Source organism: Nodularia sp. LEGE 04288 (genome assembly GCF_963896525.1).
In the GTDB taxonomy this organism is placed as follows: Bacteria; Cyanobacteriota; Cyanobacteriia; order Cyanobacteriales; family Nostocaceae; genus Nodularia.
On sequence record NZ_CAWQOY010000138.1, the window covers coordinates 1 to 23,975 of the forward strand.

The 23,975-nt window shown below is 40.3% G+C and carries 22 protein-coding genes; 13 read left to right on the plus strand and 9 right to left on the minus strand.

Translation table 11 applies throughout. The features are described from left to right. Positions 1-95 precede the first annotated feature (95 nt). From AACX33_RS19195 to AACX33_RS19215, 5 genes are all read right to left on the minus strand, one after another. The gene (locus tag AACX33_RS19195; protein WP_227788699.1) at positions 96-629 is read right to left on the minus strand and encodes a hypothetical protein; all 534 of its coding nucleotides are present in this window, start codon (positions 627-629) and stop codon (positions 96-98) included. A 132-nt stretch (positions 630-761) separates the two neighbouring features. Next, a complete protein-coding gene (locus tag AACX33_RS19200) occupies positions 762-1,562 on the minus strand; it encodes a DUF2207 domain-containing protein (RefSeq protein ID WP_227788700.1) in 801 nt (266 codons plus the stop codon). 5 nt (positions 1,563-1,567) lie between these two features. After that, complete coding sequence (locus AACX33_RS19205) at positions 1,568-2,338, minus strand: mobilization protein (protein WP_227788701.1); 771 nt, start codon at positions 2,336-2,338, stop codon at positions 1,568-1,570. Positions 2,339-2,384: 46 nt separating this feature from the next. Beyond that, complete coding sequence (locus AACX33_RS19210) at positions 2,385-2,948, minus strand: hypothetical protein (RefSeq protein WP_227788702.1); 564 nt, start codon at positions 2,946-2,948, stop codon at positions 2,385-2,387. Further along, complete coding sequence (locus tag AACX33_RS19215) at positions 2,945-4,195, minus strand: ParM/StbA family protein (RefSeq protein WP_227788703.1); 1,251 nt, start codon at positions 4,193-4,195, stop codon at positions 2,945-2,947. Before AACX33_RS19215 ends, AACX33_RS19210 begins: the two co-directional genes overlap by 4 nt. A 971-nt stretch (positions 4,196-5,166) precedes the next feature. Here AACX33_RS19215 and AACX33_RS19220 point away from each other — a divergent pair. Together AACX33_RS19220 and AACX33_RS19225 are read left to right on the plus strand one after the other, a co-directional pair. Continuing rightward, the gene (locus AACX33_RS19220; RefSeq protein WP_445253334.1) at positions 5,167-5,523 is read left to right on the plus strand and encodes a plasmid mobilization protein; all 357 of its coding nucleotides are present in this window, start codon (positions 5,167-5,169) and stop codon (positions 5,521-5,523) included. A 72-nt stretch (positions 5,524-5,595) separates the two neighbouring features. Beyond that, entirely contained in the window at positions 5,596-7,104 is a 1,509-nt protein-coding gene (locus AACX33_RS19225) for a relaxase/mobilization nuclease domain-containing protein (protein WP_227788705.1), read from the plus strand. Between the two features lie 56 nt (positions 7,105-7,160). Here AACX33_RS19225 and AACX33_RS19230 read toward each other — a convergent pair whose 3' ends face one another. Beyond that, the gene (locus tag AACX33_RS19230) at positions 7,161-7,841 is read right to left on the minus strand and encodes a hypothetical protein (protein ID WP_227788706.1); all 681 of its coding nucleotides are present in this window, start codon (positions 7,839-7,841) and stop codon (positions 7,161-7,163) included. Between the two features lie 302 nt (positions 7,842-8,143). Here AACX33_RS19230 and AACX33_RS19235 point away from each other — a divergent pair, with 302 nt between their 5' ends. Both AACX33_RS19235 and AACX33_RS19240 read left to right on the plus strand, forming a co-directional pair. After that, a complete protein-coding gene (locus AACX33_RS19235; protein WP_227788707.1) occupies positions 8,144-9,475 on the plus strand; it encodes a hypothetical protein in 1,332 nt (443 codons plus the stop codon). A 107-nt stretch (positions 9,476-9,582) separates the two neighbouring features. Further along, positions 9,583-10,053 (plus strand): EVE domain-containing protein, encoded by a 471-nt coding sequence (locus tag AACX33_RS19240; protein WP_275973762.1) that lies wholly within the window; start codon positions 9,583-9,585, stop codon positions 10,051-10,053. 35 nt (positions 10,054-10,088) lie between these two features. On the opposite strand, the gene AACX33_RS19245 is transcribed toward AACX33_RS19240, so the two are convergent. Continuing rightward, positions 10,089-14,684, minus strand: a complete 4,596-nt coding sequence (locus AACX33_RS19245) for a DEAD/DEAH box helicase (protein ID WP_227788806.1) — start codon at positions 14,682-14,684, stop codon at positions 10,089-10,091. A 338-nt stretch (positions 14,685-15,022) separates the two neighbouring features. Here AACX33_RS19245 and AACX33_RS19250 point away from each other — a divergent pair, with 338 nt between their 5' ends. Then, complete coding sequence (locus tag AACX33_RS19250) at positions 15,023-15,214, plus strand: type II toxin-antitoxin system HicB family antitoxin (RefSeq protein ID WP_227788709.1); 192 nt, start codon at positions 15,023-15,025, stop codon at positions 15,212-15,214. A gap of 255 nt (positions 15,215-15,469) precedes the next feature. Here AACX33_RS19250 and AACX33_RS19255 read toward each other — a convergent pair whose 3' ends face one another. Next, entirely contained in the window at positions 15,470-16,090 is a 621-nt protein-coding gene (locus AACX33_RS19255) for an endonuclease domain-containing protein (protein WP_227788710.1), read from the minus strand. Positions 16,091-16,426: 336 nt separating this feature from the next. Here AACX33_RS19255 and AACX33_RS19260 point away from each other — a divergent pair, with 336 nt between their 5' ends. The 7 genes from AACX33_RS19260 (at position 16,427) to AACX33_RS19290 (ending at position 21,516) form a co-directional block, all read left to right on the plus strand. Next, positions 16,427-17,038, plus strand: coding sequence for a siphovirus Gp157 family protein (locus AACX33_RS19260; protein WP_227788711.1), 612 nt, complete (start codon positions 16,427-16,429; stop codon positions 17,036-17,038). Positions 17,039-17,157: 119 nt separating this feature from the next. Continuing rightward, a complete protein-coding gene (locus AACX33_RS19265) occupies positions 17,158-17,832 on the plus strand; it encodes a hypothetical protein (protein ID WP_227788712.1) in 675 nt (224 codons plus the stop codon). A 5-nt stretch (positions 17,833-17,837) separates the two neighbouring features. After that, positions 17,838-18,275, plus strand: coding sequence for a hypothetical protein (locus AACX33_RS19270; RefSeq protein WP_227788713.1), 438 nt, complete (start codon positions 17,838-17,840; stop codon positions 18,273-18,275). A gap of 24 nt (positions 18,276-18,299) precedes the next feature. Next, positions 18,300-19,127 carry a hypothetical protein gene (locus tag AACX33_RS19275; RefSeq protein WP_227788714.1) on the plus strand — a complete coding sequence of 276 codons (828 nt, stop codon included), beginning with the start codon at positions 18,300-18,302 and terminating at the stop codon, positions 19,125-19,127. Continuing rightward, positions 19,100-19,858 carry a prokaryotic E2 ligase family D protein gene (locus AACX33_RS19280; RefSeq protein WP_227788715.1) on the plus strand — a complete coding sequence of 253 codons (759 nt, stop codon included), beginning with the start codon at positions 19,100-19,102 and terminating at the stop codon, positions 19,856-19,858. Before AACX33_RS19275 ends, AACX33_RS19280 begins: the two co-directional genes overlap by 28 nt. Next, positions 19,842-20,534 carry a hypothetical protein gene (locus AACX33_RS19285; RefSeq protein ID WP_227788716.1) on the plus strand — a complete coding sequence of 231 codons (693 nt, stop codon included), beginning with the start codon at positions 19,842-19,844 and terminating at the stop codon, positions 20,532-20,534. Before AACX33_RS19280 ends, AACX33_RS19285 begins: the two co-directional genes overlap by 17 nt. Before the next feature lie 130 nt (positions 20,535-20,664). Next, the gene (locus AACX33_RS19290; RefSeq protein ID WP_227788717.1) at positions 20,665-21,516 is read left to right on the plus strand and encodes a ThiF family adenylyltransferase; all 852 of its coding nucleotides are present in this window, start codon (positions 20,665-20,667) and stop codon (positions 21,514-21,516) included. 15 nt (positions 21,517-21,531) lie between these two features. Here AACX33_RS19290 and AACX33_RS19295 read toward each other — a convergent pair whose 3' ends face one another. Next, the gene (locus tag AACX33_RS19295) at positions 21,532-22,245 is read right to left on the minus strand and encodes a response regulator (RefSeq protein WP_227788718.1); all 714 of its coding nucleotides are present in this window, start codon (positions 22,243-22,245) and stop codon (positions 21,532-21,534) included. Between the two features lie 440 nt (positions 22,246-22,685). Here AACX33_RS19295 and AACX33_RS19300 point away from each other — a divergent pair, with 440 nt between their 5' ends. After that, the gene (locus tag AACX33_RS19300; protein WP_227788719.1) at positions 22,686-23,810 is read left to right on the plus strand and encodes a sensor histidine kinase; all 1,125 of its coding nucleotides are present in this window, start codon (positions 22,686-22,688) and stop codon (positions 23,808-23,810) included. Positions 23,811-23,975: the final 165 nt, after the last annotated feature.

The following is a 23,975-nucleotide window of genomic DNA, read 5'->3' on the forward strand; positions in this document are numbered from 1 at the left end:
CACCCACCCTTACCCGAAGGACACTAAAATAAGGGTACGTGACCTTTTTTTTTGTGAATTTGGAATTGATTTGACCTATCGTACAACAAAAAACTTTAATTTACAGGCGCAGGTTCGCAGCCCATCCCGCCAAAGGTGGCAATTCTCCGACTGGTAAGCCGATTGGTCATTAACTCATAAATCTGCTGGTTGGAAAGTTGCGTTTGTTTGATTTCAATGGTTGGTGTAGAACCGCGATTAACCTGAATAATTGTGTCAGCCCAATAAAACTGTGCCTGGGAAGGTTGCGAGTAAACAGGATAACAGCCTTGAGAAGCGATCGCAACTTTATGATCTACAGCAGAAACAGATGGTAGAGAAATACCTGTACGCACTAATTTCGCTTCTTTTACTGGCCCCCACAAGCGCAGATTTTGGTTGATACAGCGTTGCTCATCTCGAATGGGAGCAATAATATCACCACAGACTTTCACCTCAACATTATACATTGGGGGGTAATTAGGTATAGATGAAGCTTGAGCAATATTGCTTTCACTATTGCCACTTGTATCTATGGTAGTATGAGTACAAGCTGCTACCATAACTCCAGTTGTCATCAGCCAAAACCAGTTAAGTTTGCAGTTAAACATACGCTCAACCTCTGAAATTTAAAATTTGACAATTAATCGTACTTTTCTAGGAAAATGCCTTTGATTGGTCAGCACACTTTGTTCGTGTAATCCCTTGCATTGCTGGCTGTGGATGAAGAATACAATTGTCTTCTATTGCCTGGGTAGTGTTGTAAACTTACGTTGATTTGGAGGCTGTACCCAAATAGTGCAAAAACCAGATGCGGCTTTTTTGCTGCTCGCTCCGATTTCCAAAGTTACACCCAGACGCTGGACTTCTTTGCTACAGGCAAGTTGACCACGATGATCTCGACTCAACAAATCTCGATTCCAGTCCATGAGATGTTGAGCAAACTTACCTTCGTTGCTGGTAGCCCATTTCAGAGCCTCAGCTTGTGCTTGAGTCAGCTGACGTGGCCCAGCCGGATCTAAATTGCTCGATTGATACCAAAGCATTCCCCCGACACTGAAAACTCCACCAACTGCTGCCGTGATCAATAACAGAACACCAGCCGCAATGAGCGAAGGAACAGAATGTATCGCCCGCTCAAATTCTGTGTGCTTAATTAATGTTGTCACTGCATGAGCGATCGCTTTCTGCTGACCTTTGACTGCTGCTTTTTCATAACTTTGTAGATGATCATAAAGCTGGGTTTGCCATTGGTCAAACATTGCCTCCATTTCTTTAGGATTATCTTCCAATAGCGCCTGTAACCTACCTGTAGCCACCATCATCAAAAAAGTTGGATCATCAGGGTCAACTCCAGTTTGAACGACTATTTCCCAAACCCTAGCTTTGAACGCATCATCTTTACCTCGAATTGCTAAATCTAGAAGAGTTGGGTAAGGAATCCGATTTAACCCTTTGCCTCTAGCGGCGACTGAATCCAAAAACTGATCATCCAAATCGAGTTCTTCAGTGTGAGAATTATGCATACTTACAGAAGATGTCAATGAGATTAGTTCCGAGTAGCAACTTTGCTATTGATAGTAGCATCATCAGTTGTTTTAGCAGGTGGAGTAATTGAAGCAACAGGAGGATGCCAAACTTTAGCTTTCTCAATTTCCTCAAAAGCTCTTTTCAGGAAACTATGCAATCTTTGTTTGCCTAATACACCTAATTCACTATAATTCTTAGCTTCCGAAAAGTTGATGTGGTTCGCATCTAGGATATCCCGTTCTCGATAGCTGAACTTGGGAAAGTCGATTACTGCTACTTTATAAGCCTTGATTAAATCTTGTAAATTATCCCGCCCATCTACGTGTTTCCAGTCATCGCATAAACCACAGTTGCGGACGAATATATGCTTAATTTTCTTTTCAAAGTGTTCTAGCGATCGCATAAATAATTGGACGCTATCATAACCGCCACTACAAACAAACCATTTGTATATTTTTACCTTATTTTTGCCAGTAATCTCTAGGATTTGATTACGGTCAATCCAATCTGTTACGGCTGGGTAGACTTGAGCAGGTAAATTGACAATCACCGAATTTTGTAGTGCTAAATTGAAAATTTCATCAGCATCATAAGCTTTACGCTCTGATTCACTAAAAACTGCGGTTTTATGATTTCCTGGGTAGAATATGCCCACATCTGGATTACTGGGGTCGGCTTCTACCAATTCATAAGATAGTTTATGATCAATGCAATACTGCACCATGACTCTGGCAAACAAAGACTTGCCCACTCCTCCCTTTTCACCATCTATAAAGTGAATTGCTGCCATTTTTTTTACTTCCTTGTAGTTTCACTAACTGTGGATTAATTAATACTTAAATATCTTCAAACATATCGTCTGTATGATCATGAAAAGACCCTGTACCAGGAATGAACGCATCATAATCAATTTTTGGTTGTGGTTGGCTATGACTATTGTTATTGCTAATATTTTGACTTTGGTTGCTAAAATTATCATTTGCATGGCTAGTGAAATTACCAGCATCTAAACCGAACAGAGCAGCCAAGGCTTGAGGATTACTTATGTTACTAAGAGGTACAGGCAAAATATCAGTTGATTTGTGTGGTAGTCCTAATTCCATCCGTAAATAAGCCAAGTGTTGTTCGAGGGAATGACAACAAATTAACCCTATGCGACGCAGTTCTGAATCAGTAATATCTACACTTGCATTTGCTTGTGCTTTGTAGGCTAAAGGTAACCAACACATTCGTAATGCTTGTAAGACCATTTCTTTGCTAGAACGCTCGCCATATCCCTGTTGCAGATATGCCATTAGCTTCCCATCAATAGTATTTGAATAAGGGTGGTAACAAAATCTAAAAACTTGACGCGGTTTACCATTGTGATGATTTTTGGGCTGTTTTTTATTGGTAGTCATGCTATTTTCTCCATTTGCGCTCTAAACCGCATAAACAAACCAAAAGCATCAATTAACCTAAAGGATAAAGCTTCTTGATCTCGAAAACTATGGTAACAATCATTACTACCATTTTGAAAAACCTTTTGTACCTGTTGCTGTAAGTCAGTACCCCAGTACGTGGAAATTTCTGGAAAACAGTCTTGTAGCTCTTGTTCTAAGTACAACGCTGCACCACCACTCAAAATCACCTCGTTCACCGCAGGTAAAGTTGATTCCAGCCAATCGTAAAGCCTAGACCAATACTCAGCTTTAGCCGTAGTAATGGCATTAACAATCATCTGCAATTCGTAATCAATGTTTTTTGGGTCTCGGCTTTTGACCAACGCGCGAATTGCTGGGTTATCCACGGTGATATCTGAACCAGCTGCATAGATGGCAGAGGTCAAAGCAGTGGCATCCTGCCCAGATGTACGTTCAATTACGCGCTTGACCATTTGGTGAAAGCCTAACCCATTGGTGTAACCCGCCGTCATCTTGCCCCGTTCAAATAATAAGACACTGGTATTACGATGCCCAAACATTAGTACGGCAATGGTTTGGGTATTGAACCATTCTTTACCATTCTGGCGTTGACGAATCATTGCTAATCCCGCACCTTCAGGCAGACACTCGAATCGCTCCAGTTTCACCCGCAACCTTTGACCCCGAAACTTAAAATCCTTGAGTGCATTCCGCAACTGTTGCTCAAATGCTTGGCGATTTTGATATTCACCATAGGGCAGTAGTGAGGTCAGTGATAGTGAAAACTTGTTGGGCAATTGATTCTGTTGAGCGATGGGCATTCGCGTAGCGTGTCCGCAGGACTTAGCCCCGCCTCCGGCGATTGCACTTTGCGTTTTACCCGAAGCGATCGCACTCCGCGCACACCCGCAGGCGATCGCACCAATCACTGCCAAAACTTTGTGAATTGAAGTTTCGTACTTGAGTTTATCGAGTCTGGCGGATGCAGAAAACTGTCGTGCTAAGAATCCTACCACTGTACATTGTGTATGATCATCTGCGGCACAAGACACCCAGGCTTCATCTGCTGGTTGAGAAGATTCCAGACCCTTGCGACTTGACATATAAGCGTCAATCGAACTTTGAGGCAACTTCAGCATCTCTGGTTCCATTGTCATTAGGCGTGGCTGGCCTTCAGTTGCTAGTTCGTAAACAATCTTGGTCAAGGAAGCCCCAGGGTCAAAGCTGACTATCAGGTTTGACATGACTCTAATTGTGTTATGCGTAAAAGCTGTTTTTAACTTAAATGCAAATATTGCCTGTGAACATCTTTCTACTGTCTATTTTTTTTGAGGCAAATTTTAGCCAGTTGGATATTTTTTTTCCATTGCTGTTGATCAAGTCATTACTTTTTTGCTCAGAAATTTACTTGCCAAAAGTGTGCCAATTTAGATCCAATTGCGATCCAACTCAGATCCAATTCAAATCCAATTCAGATCCAATTGCGATCCAATTCAGATCCAATTCTCTAGCCTACGTAGCTTATGTAACATTTTTATTCTCAATAAACGCTAATTATTGATAAAAAATGTGTAAATTCAGATCCAATTGCGATCCAATCCAGATCCAATTCAGATCCAATTCAGATCCAATTCAGATCCATTGCCGATTCGTCCGGCGCTTAATTTGAGAATGCAAAATCAGTTTTGGTGGGTAGCAAGCTATGTTGCTATCCGGATATTTTGTCTAGGGAGAAAAAAGTACCCCCCAAGTGCGGCAACAAACTTGCCCTCTGTTCACGGTTCCCCTATCTCAGTATGTCAATCAATTTTGGATTTACGTTAGCGAAGCGTACGCAGCGCCGCGAGTATTTTGGATTTTGGATTTACTCCACTCTAAATTTTATAGCTCTGAGGATTTTAGATTGGCGTTAGCGAAGCGTATGCAGCGCTGCGAGTATTTTGGATTAATTCCGCCCTGAAGGGGCGGGGCTTGTACCGAAAATTCCCAATCCAAAATCTAAAATCCAAAATCTAAAATTTTTCGGTCAACCATCGTGACAGAGGGGAAGTTGATCTAAAAACGATATGTCATCCGGTGCATCCTTTCAAAAAGGAAATTCGGCAAGTGGGAAACTCAATATCTTTTAAAAATTTTGCTCAACAATGTCCCAATGGTTAATCAAAAATCTTAATGCTTCCGTCAAACTAGAAAAAGTTGAGAAGCAACAGATGCAATGGGACAGAAGCGTTCTTGCAAAATAGAAATAATGCTGACTCCAGAAGAACGGCAAGCAGCATTACAAATGGCACGAGAAAATGGTCTGACCATCAGTGAACTGTTTCGTAGCAAAACTTTGAAGAACAAATTGCCCAGGCGTGTTACCAGAGTGGCAGGTCAAACTTATTGGGAATTGGGTAAAATAGGTAATAATCTCAACCAAATAGCTAAAGCAATTAATACAACGGTACTCATGGGAGAGCCAGTAGTCGTGGATAGAGGATTGTTAGAACAAGTGAAAAACTTGGTCAAGCAAGTGCGGCGAGAAATTGCTGACATCGATTTTAACAATGATATACAGGACGAAGTATAAAGTACCGGACACAAGCCTTGTCCCTACGGACATTGCACGAAGGCTGCGGAGAGGGTTTCCTGGAAGATGAAAATGATTGGCAAGCACGTCAAAGGTAAAAGTTTCCGAGAACTGTTAGACTACCTTTTTGGTAAAGAGGGAGCCAGATATATTGGTGGGAACATGGAAGGAACCAACCCACGTGAATTAGCAACTGAGTTTGGTCTATCGAGAAAATTAAACCCAAAGGTGAGTAGGGCTGTTTACCATGCGTCCCTCAGTTTGCCCCACCATGAGAATTTGGATGATGACACTTGGCACGAAATCGCTCAGAAGTATTTGCAAGCAATGGGTTTTAAGATGAATCAATATATAGTGGTGCGTCATGTTGATCGGGAACATGACCACGCACATATTGCTGCGAGTCGGATTCAATTGGATGGGACTACGGTTTCTGATAGCTGGGACAACCGCAGAAGTGAAGTCATCATCCGCAAGCTGGAGAAAGAATACAATTTACAATCTGTGCCAGCCAGTTGGGAGAAAGATAAACACAGTCCAAGCACTGGTGAACGCAGGCAATTGGCTAGAACTGGAGAAGAAAGTGTTAGAGTTAAACTTCAGCGATCGCTTGACGAAGCAACCCAAGACCATCCCATCATGCCAGAGTTAATTGGGCAATTACAACAGCAAGGGATCAATGTCCGCGTTGGCTATACTCGCACAGGCAAAGTCAAAGGCATTAGTTACCAACTTGATAGCGTGGCTTTCAGTGGTACGCATTTAGGCAAGGCGTATACTTTTGCAGGTTTACAAAAGCATCGAGGTGTCAGTTATATTCCCCAGCGGGATGACCAGCTAATCCAGAAACTTATAGAACATAATGCTGGAAATGCCATACCAGACATCTCCACAAAACGAGACGATGAACCTATCCAAACATTGATAGAGCAAAATACTGAAAATGCCACACCAACAGTCAAGCCAATACATTTATCACCTGCACCAGAACCAGCAAACTGGGAACCAATACGCCTCAAGTTAAACCAGCAGTACAATTTACCCAATTCTCTGCTCACAAAACTGTATCAACAGGGTTGGCTCTATGGCAGTCAAACAGGTCAAGCAGTATTTGTAGAACGTACACTTGATGATGTTCCCACTCAAACCAAGCAGTTAGAAATAACAGGTGACTTCACCGCTATTCCTCTCAATTCTGAACTGAGCAAAAATGGTAGTTTTTGGGTAGCTACGGATACCATAGTTAAAAGAGCGGTACTACTGAGTAACCCAATTGAAGTTCTCTCTGTAATTGCCTTAGAATCGACTATTGACAAACAAAAGCGTAAACCCACATTGTATTGGAGTGTAGGCGAAAGTCAAGAATTACCTCTAGACTTTTTGCGTTCCCTTGATACAGTGATCATCGCTTTTAAAGACCATGAGCAAAATCAGGATTTGGTCTCTGGCATACTGGCTGAATTACCCCAAGCTCAAAGAGTTTCGCCTGGTCAAGCAGGTGGTTGGAATAAGATGCTAATTGACAGCAAGCCGCAACCTGAGCATAGCCCAATCACACAGCTTCAAGGGTGGGAACTTTAGTTAGAACCTAACTAATTAATTTTATCGCCATCTGCAAAATACTTAGTCGTCTTTCATCAGATTGATAGCCCTAATACCTGCAAAATTTCTCTCACTGGTGTTTTTTGTTCCTCTAACTTTTGCACTCGTTGAAGTAACCGCTTAGGAATATACTTAGATGATTTTATCAAGCGATGGGCTACGCCCCGCCGGAGGCGATCGCCTTGAGTCCAAATCTCAAAATGATAGTAAGCCTGGGGGTAATCCTTGCCATTTTTGGTAATCACCCGCCAGTAGATGTTGCCACTGCCCTCTCCTTTATGTCGCCGCATTTTACTAGGGCTGTTTTCGGTATCCCCTAGTAAATTACTAGGGCTATTATTACTGGGGGATATTTCCGTTTTACTAGGGTTATTCTGACTAGGGCTGTTTCCGATATCCCCTAGTAAATTACTAGGGCTATTGTTACTGGGGGATATTTCCGTTTTACTAGGGTTATTCTGACTAGGGCTGTTTTCGGTATCCCCTGATAAATTACTAGGGTCTACAGAAATGCCCAAAATCAGGAGAATTTCTTTAACTGGACGTTTAGCAGCCTCAGCTTGTTGAATATCCCCTAGTAAATGCTTGGGTATATATTTGGTTCTCTTGCGACCCTTTTCCTGCCAATGGTAGTAAGCTTGCGGGTAGTCTTTCCCGTTTTTGGTGATCTTCCGCCAATAAATATATCCGTTACCCTCGCCCTTGTGTCTTCGCATTTTACTAGGGGATATCTTCAAATTACTAGGGTTTATCTAAATTATCCCCTAGTAATTTACTAGGGTTGGCGGCAACATCCATTATGAGCGACACCAGTAAACTATAAACTTTTTATACGCTACTGGACGACAGTTGATTTAAATTTTAATTGTCATTTTCCTTAAGTATGTTCCGTGTAAACCTAAAAATTAATCACTTATGCAATTCTGCTCCTACCTTGTTTATACAGGAAACCTGTAGTTCATTTAAACACAGCAGCTAACGCCACAGAGAGAAGAACAAATCTTCAGGCGTAGCTGCCATGATCTTCAATCCCAGACAAACAACAATTAAATTTCTGAGACAAATAGGCTTGATTACAGGTAGTAAAATCTGGCTGAGGATTTCCTGGGACTTGCCTACAGAACTAATACCTGAAAGTTGGAATTGCTACTGGCGCAATGGCCAACTGATTTACTCTCAGTATATTCTCTGTGGTAAAATCACTCACCAAGGATTTCAACTTTATTGCTGCACCTATGGCGGACGAGATAAACAAGGTAACACTTGCTGGCGATTGACACCTAAACATTATACTGATGGTTGGGCATTGGCATTTAAAATGTCAACTTTGGGTGCTACCGTCAGTTTCTACCCCAATCAACCAGACAAGGGCATTAGTAATCACCACGTCAGCCAATGTCAGTGTTTGTTCTACGAAATTGATGATTTAGCACTGAATGAACAGCGACAAGCTGTAAACCGACTCAAGGATGAAATCAACTTGGAACCCGCCGCAGTCGTTTACACAGGTGGGAAATCCCTGCACGTTTACTTAAGATGCAGCCATCCTTTGAAACCTGCTCAATGGCTGTGTCTCAACCGCAAACTCACGATTATCCAAAATGCCGACCCCGCAATTTGTAACTTGGCTCGTTCCATGAGATTACCGGGGATGGTTCGCAGACAGGTAGTAAATGGAGTCTTGAGTGCGACGATTCCCATTACTTTGGAGCAGTGGTCAGACTGTCAGTACAGTTGGGAAGAACTAGAAAGCTCGTTGGATTCTACAGGCTTATTTCCCTACAAACTGTCAGAACAACGTTGGCGTAAGTGGGTGCAGCTTCTCCACCAAGGTAAAAACGGAGAAGTTACCCACCCACAAACAGCGTTACTGCAACCTTCTGTAACTCTTTCTCGCTCTACCTTACATTGCCGACGCGAGAGAGTAACAAAGACTACAACCAGAGATAATTGCTCATCTCTCAAACAATTACGCGCTAGCGGAATGTCTGTTCCTTTGTGTGTTTGTTTAACAAAGAGCGATCGCACTCTTCTCGTTCACGGAGAATTTGAAGGCAACCGAAACAATGCTGGCTACAAGTTAGCACGGAATCTTCTAGGTACATCGGCTTTGCTGAATCAACAGAGTATTGTGTATCATCCCGAACCACGCCTACTATTTGACCGATATTGCGATCGCTGCACACCTCCACTTGAGATCACAGAAGCAAATACAATTTGGCATAGTGCGAATCAAACCACAGCCTTTGCTAGTCGTGACTTTAGCTCTATGGTTCAAAGCATCCGCAAGTGGAAATTACAGCGTAAATCCAAAAAAACCGTATGTAAGCAAACCAAAAAAATTAGTTAAAGCGAGCTTGATCAAAGTTTTTTCTGGTGTGGTGTGCATAATTCACCACCAGAAAAAGTCAAAATGAAGGAAGATGAAAAAGCGTTTATATATCCAATACCGTTGCCATGAATTATTGGCTCATGAAATCAGAACCATTAGTCTATAGCATCGCTGACCTTCAACGGCAGAGCGAGACTATTTGGGATGGCGTTCGCAATTATCAAGCTCGCAATTATTTGCGTCAAATGCTCCCTGGAGATTTAGCTTTTTTCTATCACTCTAACACCAATCCTCCCGGCATTGTGGGGTTAATGCGTGTAGTAAAAACAGGTATTGCTGACCCGACCCAGTTTGAGCCAAAAAGCAAATACTTTGACCCGAAATCAAGTCCTGAATCACCGCGTTGGCAAACAGTTGTAGTAGAATTTGTGGAAACTTTTGACCACGCTATTAGTCTGTCAACGCTCAGAGAAAAGTTCACCCCTGAAGAACTAATGGTGGTCAGACCAGGAAATCGCTTATCGGTGATTCCCCTTCCTGAAGCGGTGGCAATGAAAATTCAGGGAATGAAAACCTTTGATTGGGGAAAAATGTAGAAGATGGGTTCGGAACGAATTTGAGTTTTAACAAGTCACACATAAACTTTTGATGAAACTATTTTATTTTCAGTTTCAAGTGTGAAGTCATAAGTGTTTAAAAAATCAGACTGCCAATTTTCAGGTTTCTGGCACACTGCAAGCGGAAAACCTGCTAAATCAAACCATTGAATATTATCGCCAATTTCTACAGGTACTACTTTCCAATTTTTAGTTGGAGCTTTATTAAAATCTATAAGTAAATTAACATTCACTTGATTAGGAGGTTTTAGCTTTGGCGAATATCGTTTTTCAAGATTGGAGAATGATTGTTCTACCCAATTTTTGATATTTACCGCATTAAGATATTCATCTGGTTCTGTTTCTCTTTCGCTAATGTACAAATAGTAAGTTTGCGCCAATTCTTCAGCTTGTTTACGAGTTATTACCTCTTCCACTTTAGCAAGTAAGTATGCGGCTACTGGCTCTAATGTTCCCCATACAATAAGTTCTTTCATCCAAAAAACAATCCAAGGTAGCCCAGTTTGTGACCAGTTTTCAAGGGATGATTCAACTAACTCACCACCAAAAGCTTCATCTATTGCTAGTGCAATAACACTTCCTAATCCCCAGTTAAATCTATATCCAAAATTTTGACTAATATATGAATGCCAATTTGAAATTTGAGTCGGCTTTGGTTTTTTATTTACTGTATTAGGTTCAAACCACCAGCGTAATATCTCATCCCAAGAAACATTTCTTGGTGGGTCACTCAGTCGAAATTTAGATATACTGGTTAAATTACTAACTATATCTTGAACATAGTTAAAACGTTTTTCTGCTGTCCAAATAGCATAATCTCCACCCATAGATAGTTGTTTTTTAATGCTAGGATAGAGATTTAAAAGCTCATTTCCAGCACGTGGTGGTAGACTAGTGCGATACAAGCGCCGACGCTGTGAAACATCTTTATAAATTTCTGTTTTCAGCGCGATACCTCGCCTAATAAATAAATTTTCTAGTTTTTCTTGTTCCCTACTTGCATAATATGCAAAGCTTCGTTGCCAAATTTTTTGCAGTTGTTCTTCCAATTCATTAGAGCTTAAATCTTTTGCTGCTAAATTTTCAATTTCAACAATTACAGATAGTAAAAACATATCCAGGGAATCAAGAGTTTCAATGGCTGATGATTCCAGTTCTGAGAAATTATTCTCAGGAGATAGTGGGGCAGTTTTTTCCAGCCAGGTTAAAAAATTATCCTGTCTATTAGAACTAGAAATTATTTGCCATTGTTCTTCCAAACATATTAGTAATTCAGCGAGAGGACTTACAGGATTTACATTTAGGCTTGTTGCTTGTGTTTGATTCTCTAATTGTCCTATCAAAGATATGTATCTTTCACGTGCTTTTTTATCGCTCCAATCTGTTGATTGATTACTAAGTAACACCAAACTACGTCCTTCTGTGCCAAATCCAGGTCTTCCAGAACGGCCAACTAAATTACCAAATTCACGAATATTTAGTTCTCCTGTACCACGTCTTAAACTTGGAATTAATACTGTTTCAAAAGGAAGATTAACCCCTTCGGAAAGAGTTGATGTTGCCAAAACTAAATGTACAATTTTTTCATTGATGACATCAATAAGTAATCGAGCCATTAAACCTGGCATTTTTCCATGATGTACTATAATTCCTTTCTCTAACAGCTTATACTCGCGGGATTGAATACCAAAATAATCCTCACAGGAACGTAAACACTTTTGCAAAATCTCAACTTTTTCTGGCTCTACGGGTTCTTGAAAAAATGAAGGTATTTCTAATTCTATTTGTGACCATGTTTGCAATAATTTCAGAAAATCTTCTGCATAACCACCCGGTTGCTGTGTGACTGAAATAAGAACAGCACGTCTTTGTCCTTTTTCATCTGGTGCAGCTAAGTGCATAGCAGCCCAAAACAAATAAGGGCGTAAACGCTTTTCTGGTCCACCTATTTCCAATTGCGGTGCAGAGGGATGTTTTGGAAATGGATCTATAATAAAAGCTGTATCAGCTTGTCCACCTTCCTCAAATGCTAATCTTTTGCCATCAAGTAAGTCATAGTATATTCTAAATCCTCTTCCTGGTAGACATTCAAGACGGCCTATTAATTGGCGTGTACTTCTGTAATATGTTTTCGCTGGAGTTGCATTAGTTTGGTTTTCTATCCAATTTGCTAATGCACTTTCTGTTTCTGAAGCAACGGCTGATAGTGCAATAATTCGACTATTATTTTGTTCAACATAAGTAAATAATCTGGCACTTAATGACTCTAAGCGTAAGGATCTATTTTCTGCTTTTTGTAAAGAATTTTTATTACCATCAAATTGAACTGCATGGGCTTCATCTATAACAATCAGAGAAATTCTACGAATGAATAGAGGTCCCAAAAATTTCATCAAAGCTTCTGCTTTTTCATAAGTGCAAATTAAAACTGTTGGCTTGTCTGATGTCAACCATACATCTGTTGGACCCCAGTCAGTCCCTCCATATAAACCTGTAACTATGACATCTTTATGAGTAGTCTGCTTTAAAACACGAGACAAACTGGATTCAACTTCTGTAGCAAGCGCCCTGCTTGGAACTAAGTAAATAACTAAAGGAGCATAGCTACTTAGATTGTTAGAATTTGTAGTTTCAAAAAATAGACTTTGCAGAATAGCAATTTCAGCTATCGTTGTTTTTCCTGAACCTGTAGGAGTACAAAGTGCAAATGACTCTGCTCTTGCGAGTCTTTCAATTCCAGAAATTTGAGAAGGCCATGCTAAAGCTTTACGGTTTTGATATTTTTGGCGTAAATAACGTTCTAAAGAATTTAGACCATTTTGGGTAATCATCTGAGAAAGTGCTTCTAAATGATGTCGTAAAGAAGTTTGTACATATACAGAAGCAACTTCAGCACACAATTTACCTAAAAGCCAAGAATAATTGTCATGTCCGTGAAGAAGTACCTTAGCAATATCAGAAAGCTTTTCAATAGCTTTTTCTAATCTAGGTTCGTTTCCCCAGCGCATTTTTGCACATAAAATTCCTAAAGAACTAGCAGTTTCTTTAACAATCAACTTGTTAAATCTATCAGCAACTGTATCAGTTTCATCCCAAAGAAGACTGGGTTCAATTTGTAAATTTGATGATGTTGCAGTTGCCCAATATTCTGTTAGTTGTTGTAATAAACTAGGAAAATCTCCTTTTAGTAAAGAACCTAGAATTTCCGACTCTATTCCCTCAGTTGTATCTTCATTAAGTAAACCTGCCGCTCTAGCAGGATAACCAGCAAGTTCATACACTGCTGCTGCAAGTAAACGAATTGGTAAAAGATCCGGGTTTAGTTGGGGATGAGATAGCCATTCAAGCAACTCACCAGCCCGTAACATTGCATTACGCCAGTTGGTATTTCCATCTTCTCGTAAGATAAATGCAGCATCAATTAGGCGCATAGCATCATTTAATCGTTCACTTGCTTCATCTTCCCGCCATCCTTTTAATCCCTCTCCTCCTGCGCGAAGTCTAGTATGTTGACTATAAAGTTTTGCAATACTTGGTGTTAGCCTGCCACCTGCTAGACTATTTTGTAGTTCTGTAGCTAAACTAATGACTTCGTTACTTGGTTGAGTCATGTCATCTTGCAGAACTTCTCCCTCTATTATGACATCAGAATTTACTATTGCAGCATCTAAATCATCTGGTTGTTGAACTGTATGGGTAGAAATATTTACTGAAGGAGTTGCACTGGCTGACTGAATATAAACAGTATTAATAAGATTTTCAACGTTATGAAGATGGATCTCAACTGCTTCGAGTCTTCTTTTTGCTGTATATTTTTCGTGTGGCTTGTTGGGAGACATCCATGTTGGATTTTGGATAGGATGTTGTCCACAAATATAACTAACTAAATCGTAACGATCATAATTTTTATCAACCTTCCCTAGCCACAAAATCCTTAAAGAATTAATCCATTCAGATGAAAATAAATTATCATCATCTTGCAATATTTCAATAATTTGTGGAATATCAATTGGTTTGATATTGTCCGTATTGGCTTTTTCATGCGCCTCAGATATCATCTTTTGATAATGATTGGTTGTGCATTTTGCTTCACCAACTAGAGAAGCAATAATTACTCCTTCACTATTACGCCGAAATGCAAGACAGTCATCCCCAGTACGTCCATGTCTTCTTTTTGCAATCTCTTCAGTTTGATTTAGATATTCTAAATGCTGAAACTCAACTAAATGGAATCGAAAAAGGAAAGCAGGAACTTCCCAATCATCTTGATCAAAATGAGAAAAGTTTTCAGCAATTATTCCTGCAAATATCTCTCCAAAATAACCCTGAAGAGTTATAATATTTAGACGTTCAGGATAGCCATTGCATGGATCGGTTTCTGGAAAATTATTAACTGGAGCAAGAGAATTTCCTGCTAATTTCCGAAGCCGAAACCGAGCATCTTCATGAGCTTTTTGAACGATTAATATTAATTCATCGAGAATTACATTTCGTTGATTTTTATCTTCTTTGAGTAGACGATGTATATATTGCTTATCTTCAGATTCAGTAACTGAGTTAGATAACCAGTTTGATATACCATGAAATTTAGTAAATTTACGTCGTTCCATCACAGTGCCGAATTTAACTTAATTGTTACCAAATGTTTTGCAATTATAGTGGGGTGTAAAAATTTTTACGGCTAACATTACATACCATTTTGTTTAAGCTTATTATTAATTAATATCCCGTAGAATGAAGTGATCTATATCACCAAGAGTGTAACAGCTTAGTTTTGAGAATTGGCTGATAACTCGCTTCTAACTAGCAACTGGCGTGATTAGAAAATATCACTGAGTAATTATAAATGCTGCTGTACCGCAGCGATCGCTATCCTAAGACCAACTATCAATCTACCATCCCATAAATTACCCTAAAATTAAATTACCACTACAAAGGAAAGAGCATAATGAAATGGCGTGTTGTGCTGGAGGCCGATGCTGAAACGGGAGACTGGTCTGTTTGGTGTCCAGAATTACCAGGTTGCGTTTCGGCTGGAGAAACCGAAGAAGAAGCCTTAGAAAATATTCGTGAAGCGATCGCACTCTATCTTGAACCAGAACCCATCAAACTTCTTAACAGCACAATTACTACCCCCTAATTTACCCGAAAATTATATAGACTAAAGATTAAAAAGAAAGTGAGATGATGAATTATCAAGACATTAATTTTGGGAGAGCTAATAGCTATCAGCAGTCAGCTTGCTTTCCTAAAGTTTATGTAAGTCTGTGATTTTTTGGTAAATATTGTTGTCATTCCCAGAAAAATTGATTAGCTAAAATTAACCGAATCACAAAGCTATCAATTAAGTAATATAAGTTAATAGTTGGAAATTGAGTTGTTAAATTTATAGGCTTTATTGGTATCTACTTTGCAGATAAGACTGACGATAATTATTCTTTGCCATCAGCCTAGCCTCACGCCTTGTCCAGCATTTTTGTAAAGGAACATCAGCCAAATTCTGTAGCAACATAAACACACTATTATCTCCTGTCAATCTAGCAATTATTTGGGCAATTACCTTACAGCAACCCCAAGGATGAGACACCACCTGAATTTCTGCAAACCTGACTACACCCCAATTGCGGGTTAAGAAAAAACGGTTACGGATTTTATCATCATCAACATCAGTACAGTGATGAGGTTTACCCGTATCTCCAGCATAAGGTTCGTCAATCTCAATATCGAGAGCCAACCCGGACGAGTGATGATAAAGAATAAAATCAGCCGAGTAGCGGAGAGGATAACCAGGAATTTCAAACTCCACCGCTTGGCAAATTAAATTTCCGGGAAATGCCGAGAGTAGATGCCGAAAAAAATTCTTTTCGCTCACACCTTGCTTGGCTGTACCATTTCCATCTGGTAATGTAACACATCCTTGAAACGAAGCTTTTAAATGTTCTTGTCTTTCATAACCCTGAGCAAATTGCCTTGCTAGTGGAGGATACAGAATCACCGGATAATAGCCAGTAGACATAGCCACAGTATTGATGAAAATTCTATAATTGAACCTAGCATAAATGGAAGTAAAATTAGTGTAATCAAGAATAATGAATTATCCCAATCCATGCATCAAATTTTAATCCCATCGCTCTACCAAAACAGAGAGATGCGCTATCGCGCTGAAATTGATAGCGTTACGTAACCAAAACTATGCAAAAATTAACAGCAAGTGTCACAACACTTCAACCTAAATTGATAGCAATATATCAGCAAAATCTTCACACCACACAAAAGGGCATTTCAGATTTATATTTCGATAATAATTCAGATGCCAGCACTATAGATATATTAGAGCAAATTGGATGCGAACATGAATACTATCAAACTTGTGGAAGGTGGTAGCATGAATTTAGCACTGGCTCAACAATCTTTAGCAGGACTATCCCAAACTGCTGCTGAACTTTGGGAACAACTAACCAATTGCCAGACTCCTGAAGAAGAAGCTGCTATCATTACCGCGATTTGGGAAACACAGGAAGTTCAAGAAGAAGCTGTAGACATCCAAGCTGAATTGGCGTTACAACTAGATGCAGAGATAACATCTGTTAAACAACGACTAGAACATCTCAAAAATGTACATCAATCAGCACTCTTAAGACTAGAACGCTGGCGACAGAAATTAGATGAAACCATTTTAGAACATAATGCTACAGGGATTCTATCTGAGCAAATGATTGGTAATTCATTGCGGATAACAATTAAACAAAACCCACCCAGTTGTGATGTTCTGGTAGATGCTGAACAATTACCTTCAAAATACCGGAGAAAGAAAACTGTTTACTCAGCAGACAAGAAAGCGATTATTGCTGCTTGGAAGAAAGGTATTCCTGTAGACGGTACTCATGTTGAACGTAAGCGTCGGGTGATTTATGCTTTAACAGCAAGTGCAATTCAAGATTTCAAAGATTCTCTGTTAACTTAGCAATCAACTACTCATTTTTAGCCAAGCAAATACCTGAGTCAACACAATTCAAAATTCAAATTTTGCTTCTGGCTACCGCCACAATCGCTTGCACACCAATTAACAAAGCCAAAAAAGCTATGACTGTAAAATGGCTCACACCAGAACAGGCGATTGTGGCAGCCAAGCTAACTGTTACATCTGAAACCTTAGAATACTACATACAATTGCCAGGAAAAACAACTACAGAAGCAAAATTCCAAGGTTTAGGGTTGCTGTTTGACCGAGAACGTTGGCTTGCAGGCAAACCTGACTTTTTACAACTTTTGCCATCATTGACAGATGATTACACCATTACCGAAGATGAAACAGACTTTCATGACTTAGATCACGAAGGTACAGAAACATTTGCTACCAACCACACAAATCTACCAGAACCATACATTTTCGAGCAATGCAAAGTTCAAATTGTCATCACTCTACTACCTACAGAAAAAGCAACGAATAGACCTGTAATGATTGCTGCTAGCAGTCATGGTGATTTCCCTGTAGTTGCCATGTTCAACCAAGAACAACTTGCTGATTTACTTCCTGTGCTTGAGCAACTACTTGATGAACTCAAAGCCGATTTCCCTAATCGCCAAATTCGCCGCAACATAGCGCAGACTCAAGCTAAAGGTAAACAGCATACTTCCCAAACTCAAGCAGCAAGAACCAATAAATTATCTATTTCTCAGACTTCAACAGGTACTCAAACTGCTGACTCAGATTCCACCAAATCAACCAACAATTCTACGCAAATTACTTTGTTTTAAATGTCATGAATAATTCAACAAACCACAAACTACTTGTCATTTACGAAGGTCAACAGCATTGGATTCCTCAAGCGATCGCGCAAAATGACCAATTGCTGCGTGATGCCTTTACACCCCTTTGTGCTGAACTAGCCAATGCAGAAATAGAACGCAAAGCTGGACAACCCATTCAGATCATCAAGAAACCCGGTAAAAAAGGTTCTTCTCCCTTAGAGTATCTGATAACAGCCCCAGAAGAAATCAATCCCGCATTGGCAATGTGTTATCAACTGCGTCAACGACAGATTTGCACTGGTATCGATTGGCAAAATGCAGAACAGCTATCAGCCGAAATTGAGCAAGCGATCGCATCTGGAACAGCATTTTCTGAATTACTTAACCAAACTCTCAAATCCTTAAAATCTTCCTCTCCCACCTCTAGCCTCATCCCTGAAGGTTTTTAAGTACACACAACAGATTGAGTATGTATGTCTCATTTCGTACCCACCAGCATGGTAGAGGCCATTTACAGCCTGCAAGAGTGCCAATTAACCTTAGATACCAGCGCAGCACTCAATTATCTGGAAACCCAACTCAACATTTATTCCTTACTAGCACTCTACCAGCAATACTTCCCCATTGAATGGTCAAGCAGTCAAGCCACTATCTATCCAATTGCAAATCAGATCCATCGCCACAGTCCCAGAGAACTAGAATTTATTGTCCTGATTTACACTCACCTATTTCCAATATCACACTGGACTGTAGAAACAGCCTACGAAGAAAGATTGCACAGCATACCCGTTACCCCAATGGGTATTAATTGGACAATGGATGACGAAATAGAACATCTCAAACATTCTTGGCAATTACTTTTACCATTGAGCCATAACGGTCGTCGTTGGTTAGATGAGCTACATCCAGAAGGTAGTGATTGGTTTGATGATGAATTTGCCATGTACGGAATTAAGTACAGCGACATCGACCACCCGGACAAAATTGACCACAAACAACTGCAACGCCAGTGTAATAACTTAGATAGTCCGTTAAAGTTTCTGCCTTTAGCTTTAAAGTTGCTAGATCATCAAACCAAAAACATTTGGTTAGACGAATACGCAGACGATTTTTACTACCAACCTGACCACACCACTCTACCTTGGTCAAAAGCATCTATTGATTTTCTCACCAGAAAATGGCAACAAGCTAGCCGGATGCTTGACCATGCAGACAACCTAATTTATTGGCTAGAAACAGACTTAAAACCTCACGCTCAAATCCTTCTGCAACTATGGAAACAAGCATTGAAACCACATTAATTGAGACTAATTGTACCGCAGTTATCTCTGGCGAGATTTTACGAGCGATTTTAACAGATCCTCCCCGAAAATCTCCCGCCATTTCCGCAGAACTGCTATTTTTGGATGGCATTTACATTTTACACCACCGAGATCAAGAAAATCCCGATGCTCATGTGTACAAATTTATCTCGCCAGCAGCTTTGAGAACTGCATTCAGCCATGAACCAATTGATACAGGCTGGATGGAACCAGGAATTGTGCGCTGGGGTACGGGCAGTACAGACACATATTTGGTAAAATTTATCCCACCTGCCATTTATACAATTAACTGCGACCAACTCGGTGATTTAACAGTTACTCTACCTGCAATGGTGTTTGCAGGCAAAAAATTCAAGTATTGGGTTTGGGCAATTAAAGACAAAGAATTTACCCCTCAAGCACCAGCTTTTCATGTGCCGTTACCCAATATCTACAGTTCTGGACAAGTGTGCTGGGGAGTAAATGAACCACCTGCTGCCAATAGTGTATCTATTAACCAAGCTTGGAAGTTGTTTATTTCCAGTGTTTTCACTAACCATTTCACAATAAATAAATCACACAAATACCGTAAAGATGTTCGCCAGCAGCTTTTAAAACTGCACAAAAGATACAGACGTTCAACCTATCCTGTCTCTGACCTTATGCCTATCGGCAATCAGAAAAGCGTTGCTATGCTTGTGCAGGAAATCCTCAATGAACCCATTGATTGAAAGTATTATTGGTTACAAAATTGTCACAACTTCATCTCTGCCAACACACACCAGCAGTGGACTAGAGTACCTTTATGCTGGAAATGGTATCTTTGCTAGAGCCATTCGTCCTGGGATAGAGGTATTAATGCCCATTTGCTTGAGTGAACAAACTATCAAAGGGCTACCTCACCTCACACCGTATCTCAAAATCACTTCTTTAATTCCCAAACCGTTGCTGCTGGAAATGTGGCGATTGAGTTATCAAGCTGGTAATCAAGTTCAAGAAATTCTTTTTCATTTTCACCATACTCATCTGGGCTGGCATTTGCAAATCCCAGAGCAAATTCAAACTTCAAGCAGTTGCCAGCCCACTCGTTACGGTAGTGATTCTTCATACCAGAACGCAATTGTGGAGATCCATTCCCACGGTTCCTTACCTGCGTTTTTCTCTACCACCGATAATGCTGACGAATCTGGTTTTCGCATCTATGGGGTACTGGGTAAAGTCAATACCCTGCAACCAGAGATTAAATTACGGGTGGGACTGTTTCGCCATTGCTGGGATGTACCTGCTAGAGCAGTTTTTGACATTGACTCAGACTTCTTTATGTATGATGTCTCAGTTTTATCTAACTATCAGTTCTACAGTACGGATATATTACCTACAAATTTTATGAATAAGCTCTGGAGGTGAATGTGAATCTAGGAAATGCCTGTTTCTTCATTTATCCAAAAATTAGGTTTTCACCCTTGCTTTACAAGGTTTTGATACTCGTTTGCGGATATGTCTATGATTACCCTAGCCAATCTCACCAACTCATATTATGGAGCTAAATCTTGATTTGGCAAATGCTTCGCCTGTAATCACTGTTAATTACTCAAAAATAGAACTGTGGCTAGTAGGATGCGGCGGTACTGGTTCTTGGCTAGCTCCTTCTCTCGTGAGATTAGGCAGAGTTCTTTGTAATCAAGGTAAACAGGTAAAACTCTACTTTGTTGACCATGATCATGTTGAATCGGCGAATGTTCTCCGCCAGTGCTTCTGTGATGCCGAAATTGGACTGAATAAAGCCAAAACCTTAGCGCTGCGCTATTCACTGGCTTGGAAGATGGAAATCACAGCGATCGCTCAACAATTCGCTCCCCAATGGATTGTCCCCAGTTACAATACTTTAACTATAATTACTGCTTGCGTAGATAATGCCAAAGCTAGACAATCCATTACCCAAGTCCTTCAGTACAACAATCATCGTCCTACTCCTGACATTTGGCATTTGGATTGCGGTAACTCCCAGCGTAGTGGTCAAGTATTGTTAGGTTCGCACCTATCAACCAATCCCAATGACTACCATTTTGCAACATTAGGCTGCTTGCGTTTACCAGCCCCAACTATACAGCAACCTGAGCTATTAATTGCACAACCAGAAGAGTTGGCAGACAACAACTTGTCCTGTGAACAACTAGCTTTAATCAACAGCCAGTCTTTGAGTATTAACCAGCGAGTTGCATCTGAGGCGTTTGATTATTTGTTACAGTTGATAACGGGAAAATTACGGCGATTTGCGACTTATTTTGATTTAGAGAGTGGTAGCGGAAAATCGCTGTACACAACGCAAGCTTCTATTATTGAAGCGATTCTTCAAGTCCAGCACGGCGTAAATAACACAACCATTTGAAATCAATGAACGACTTCAATTTAGCAACCCAGCTCGTAATGCCAAGACAGCTGCCTGAGTGCGATCGCTTGCACAAAGTTTGTTCAACACACCCCGCACATATACTTTCACAGTCCCCAAGCTGATATAAAGTTTATTGGCAATCTCTTGATTCGTATAGCCTTGGACAATTAACTCCAATACTTGCAGTTCCCGATTTGTGAGTGGGTCTGCTTCCAGAATAGTTGCTTGCTCTGGGTCGATAGCAGAGATAGTCACTGTTTGAGCAGCATTTGGTTGAACCATAGCCGATTGACGAGTATGCTTGAGAATAATTCGAGCGATCGCCGGATCAATCCACGACTGACCTTCATAAGTCACATATAACGCTTCTAGCAATAACTCAAATTTAATCGTTTTCACACAATAGGAATCTGCACCAGCTGCAAACGCTGCCAGCACGATTTCTTCTTTGGCAAAGGAAGTCAGCATAATTACTTTAGTCTGATCTGCTACTCCTGACTCTAGAGATTTACGAAACTGCTGCACCAGCGATATTCCGTCTTGATCCGGTAAGCCAATATCAACAATCGCTATATCTGGTTTCGTACTTTGCAGCAGTTTCAACCCATTTTTAGCTGTGCCTTCATCACCTACAACTTGAATACCTTCTTGCTCGTTGAGAGAACTACGCATCCCAATCCGCGTTAAGTTGTGGTCTTCAATAATTACGACTCGGATATTTCCCATAATTCACAGCTTGGTAACTATACTTTTTTCATTGTCGAATATGGTTAAAAACAACGGATTACTCCATTGGACGAAAATTTTGAGCTATTCAGCCAAAATGTGGCTATTGAGATCCAAAGCCACATCTCAATGTTCTTAACCTAAAAACTGCTGTAAAAAATCTTCCTAAAGTATTAAAACAATATAAAACTACTGGGGTTAAACTAAACTCTACACAACTTATACTAACCTATGTCTGCAACCACGCCCATAGGAGGATGTAACTTTTGCCTAACTGACAATTTTAGCTGAAAGTCATAAGCGAATTAACTACAAAACAAAGGGAAGCAACACGATTTTGTGGTCAGCATGGCAATGAAAATCCCACTTTTGCCCCGAAATTTAGCTAAATTACTGCTTTCTCCTCGTCTGACAAGGGTATTGTTTCACAGAGGCGTTTAATGAATACATTCTCTTGCGATACAACTTTAGAAGCTAGAAAACCCAGTATTTTGCTAGTGGATGACTCAGCCGACAGTCTCCGCTTACTGCAAATCACCTTGAAGTTGAAGGGATATAACGTCATCGTTGCCGAGAGTGGCGCGGAAGCATTAATGCAAATTACCAAATCTCCTCCCGACTTAGTAATATTAGATGTGTTGATGCCGGATATGGATGGCTATGAAGTCACACAAGAAATTAAGCGAAACTCAAATATACCCTTTATTCCAATTTTACTGGTAACAGGATCGGAAAAATCAAATGTTGTCAAAGGTTTAGATGCAGGTGCTGATGAATTTATTCGCAAACCAGTAGGTAAGGATGAATTACTAGCCAGAGTCAGAGCCTTGCTGAGACTAAAACACAGCATGGACGAACAGCTACTCCTTTGTCAACGACGTGAGGATTTTGTCACCCACTTGACTCACGACTTACGAACTCCGTTGATAGCAGCTGACCAATACCTGAACTTGTTACAAAGAGGTGTTTTTGGTGATACTTTATCAGCAATGAAGGAATCTTTAGAACACATGGCTCAGAGTAACCAAACTTTGTTGTCAATGGTCGATACTTTGTTAGAAGTTTATCAGTATGAAGCTGGATGCAAAACTTTAGATTTCTTTGTGGTTGATTTGTGGGAGTTGTGTCAGCAGGTGGTACAAGAACTCATGACTTTGGCTGAAATCAAACAGTTAACTCTGCAAGCTGTATTGGCAGAGGGTATTGAAGCATCTGCGGTGAAAATAAGCGGCGATCGCTTGGAACTCCGCCGACTGCTGACTAACTTAATTGGTAACGCTATTCGCTTCACTGATACTGGTTCGGTAAAAATTCGTCTCAATTCCACTTGTAAAGGGGTAACAATTGAAGTAGAAGACACGGGCATTGGCATGAGTCACGCAGAACAATTACACTTATTTGAGCGCTTTCGACAAGGCAAGCATCAGCGTCGAGGAAACGGTTTAGGATTATATTTGTCACGTCAAATCATATCAGCCCATCAGGGAATTATCTTGGTTTCATCTATTACGGGACAAGGCAGTATTTTTACAGTTTACTTACCTAGACAAACAGCTTGTTGCTGATGAGTTGATCAGTCTATACTCCTCTTATTTGATTATCAACGACGCACAAACCACTTGAAAAATTATTTCTGGTTTTTATTCTTGGTTGGTAGAAAACAAAGCTTGTGCTGCCAATTTTTCATGAGAATAATTCTCTAATGCCTCAGAGATAGGCACTCTAGGTAT

What these genes read in the sequence shown, in the direction of transcription:
- AACX33_RS19250 (WP_227788709.1), top strand. Translation starts at nt 15,023, where the DNA reads ATGAAATGGCGTGTTGTGCTGGAGGCCGATGCTGAAACGGGAGACTGG.
- AACX33_RS19265 (WP_227788712.1), top strand. Translation starts at nt 17,158, where the DNA reads ATGACTGTAAAATGGCTCACACCAGAACAGGCGATTGTGGCAGCCAAG.
- AACX33_RS19195 (WP_227788699.1), bottom strand. Translation starts at nt 629, where the DNA reads ATGTTTAACTGCAAACTTAACTGGTTTTGGCTGATGACAACTGGAGTT.
- AACX33_RS19220 (WP_445253334.1), top strand. Translation starts at nt 5,167, where the DNA reads ATGGGACAGAAGCGTTCTTGCAAAATAGAAATAATGCTGACTCCAGAA.
- AACX33_RS19225 (WP_227788705.1), top strand. Translation starts at nt 5,596, where the DNA reads ATGATTGGCAAGCACGTCAAAGGTAAAAGTTTCCGAGAACTGTTAGAC.
- AACX33_RS19295 (WP_227788718.1), bottom strand. Translation starts at nt 22,245, where the DNA reads ATGGGAAATATCCGAGTCGTAATTATTGAAGACCACAACTTAACGCGG.
- AACX33_RS19240 (WP_275973762.1), top strand. Translation starts at nt 9,583, where the DNA reads ATGAATTATTGGCTCATGAAATCAGAACCATTAGTCTATAGCATCGCT.
- AACX33_RS19275 (WP_227788714.1), top strand. Translation starts at nt 18,300, where the DNA reads ATGTCTCATTTCGTACCCACCAGCATGGTAGAGGCCATTTACAGCCTG.
- AACX33_RS19210 (WP_227788702.1), bottom strand. Translation starts at nt 2,948, where the DNA reads ATGACTACCAATAAAAAACAGCCCAAAAATCATCACAATGGTAAACCG.
- AACX33_RS19285 (WP_227788716.1), top strand. Translation starts at nt 19,842, where the DNA reads ATGAACCCATTGATTGAAAGTATTATTGGTTACAAAATTGTCACAACT.
- AACX33_RS19215 (WP_227788703.1), bottom strand. Translation starts at nt 4,195, where the DNA reads ATGTCAAACCTGATAGTCAGCTTTGACCCTGGGGCTTCCTTGACCAAG.
- AACX33_RS19280 (WP_227788715.1), top strand. Translation starts at nt 19,100, where the DNA reads ATGGAAACAAGCATTGAAACCACATTAATTGAGACTAATTGTACCGCA.
- AACX33_RS19270 (WP_227788713.1), top strand. Translation starts at nt 17,838, where the DNA reads ATGAATAATTCAACAAACCACAAACTACTTGTCATTTACGAAGGTCAA.
- AACX33_RS19235 (WP_227788707.1), top strand. Translation starts at nt 8,144, where the DNA reads ATGATCTTCAATCCCAGACAAACAACAATTAAATTTCTGAGACAAATA.
- AACX33_RS19260 (WP_227788711.1), top strand. Translation starts at nt 16,427, where the DNA reads ATGAATACTATCAAACTTGTGGAAGGTGGTAGCATGAATTTAGCACTG.
- AACX33_RS19300 (WP_227788719.1), top strand. Translation starts at nt 22,686, where the DNA reads ATGAATACATTCTCTTGCGATACAACTTTAGAAGCTAGAAAACCCAGT.
- AACX33_RS19245 (WP_227788806.1), bottom strand. Translation starts at nt 14,684, where the DNA reads ATGGAACGACGTAAATTTACTAAATTTCATGGTATATCAAACTGGTTA.
- AACX33_RS19205 (WP_227788701.1), bottom strand. Translation starts at nt 2,338, where the DNA reads ATGGCAGCAATTCACTTTATAGATGGTGAAAAGGGAGGAGTGGGCAAG.
- AACX33_RS19230 (WP_227788706.1), bottom strand. Translation starts at nt 7,841, where the DNA reads ATGCGAAGACACAAGGGCGAGGGTAACGGATATATTTATTGGCGGAAG.
- AACX33_RS19255 (WP_227788710.1), bottom strand. Translation starts at nt 16,090, where the DNA reads ATGTCTACTGGCTATTATCCGGTGATTCTGTATCCTCCACTAGCAAGG.
- AACX33_RS19290 (WP_227788717.1), top strand. Translation starts at nt 20,665, where the DNA reads ATGGAGCTAAATCTTGATTTGGCAAATGCTTCGCCTGTAATCACTGTT.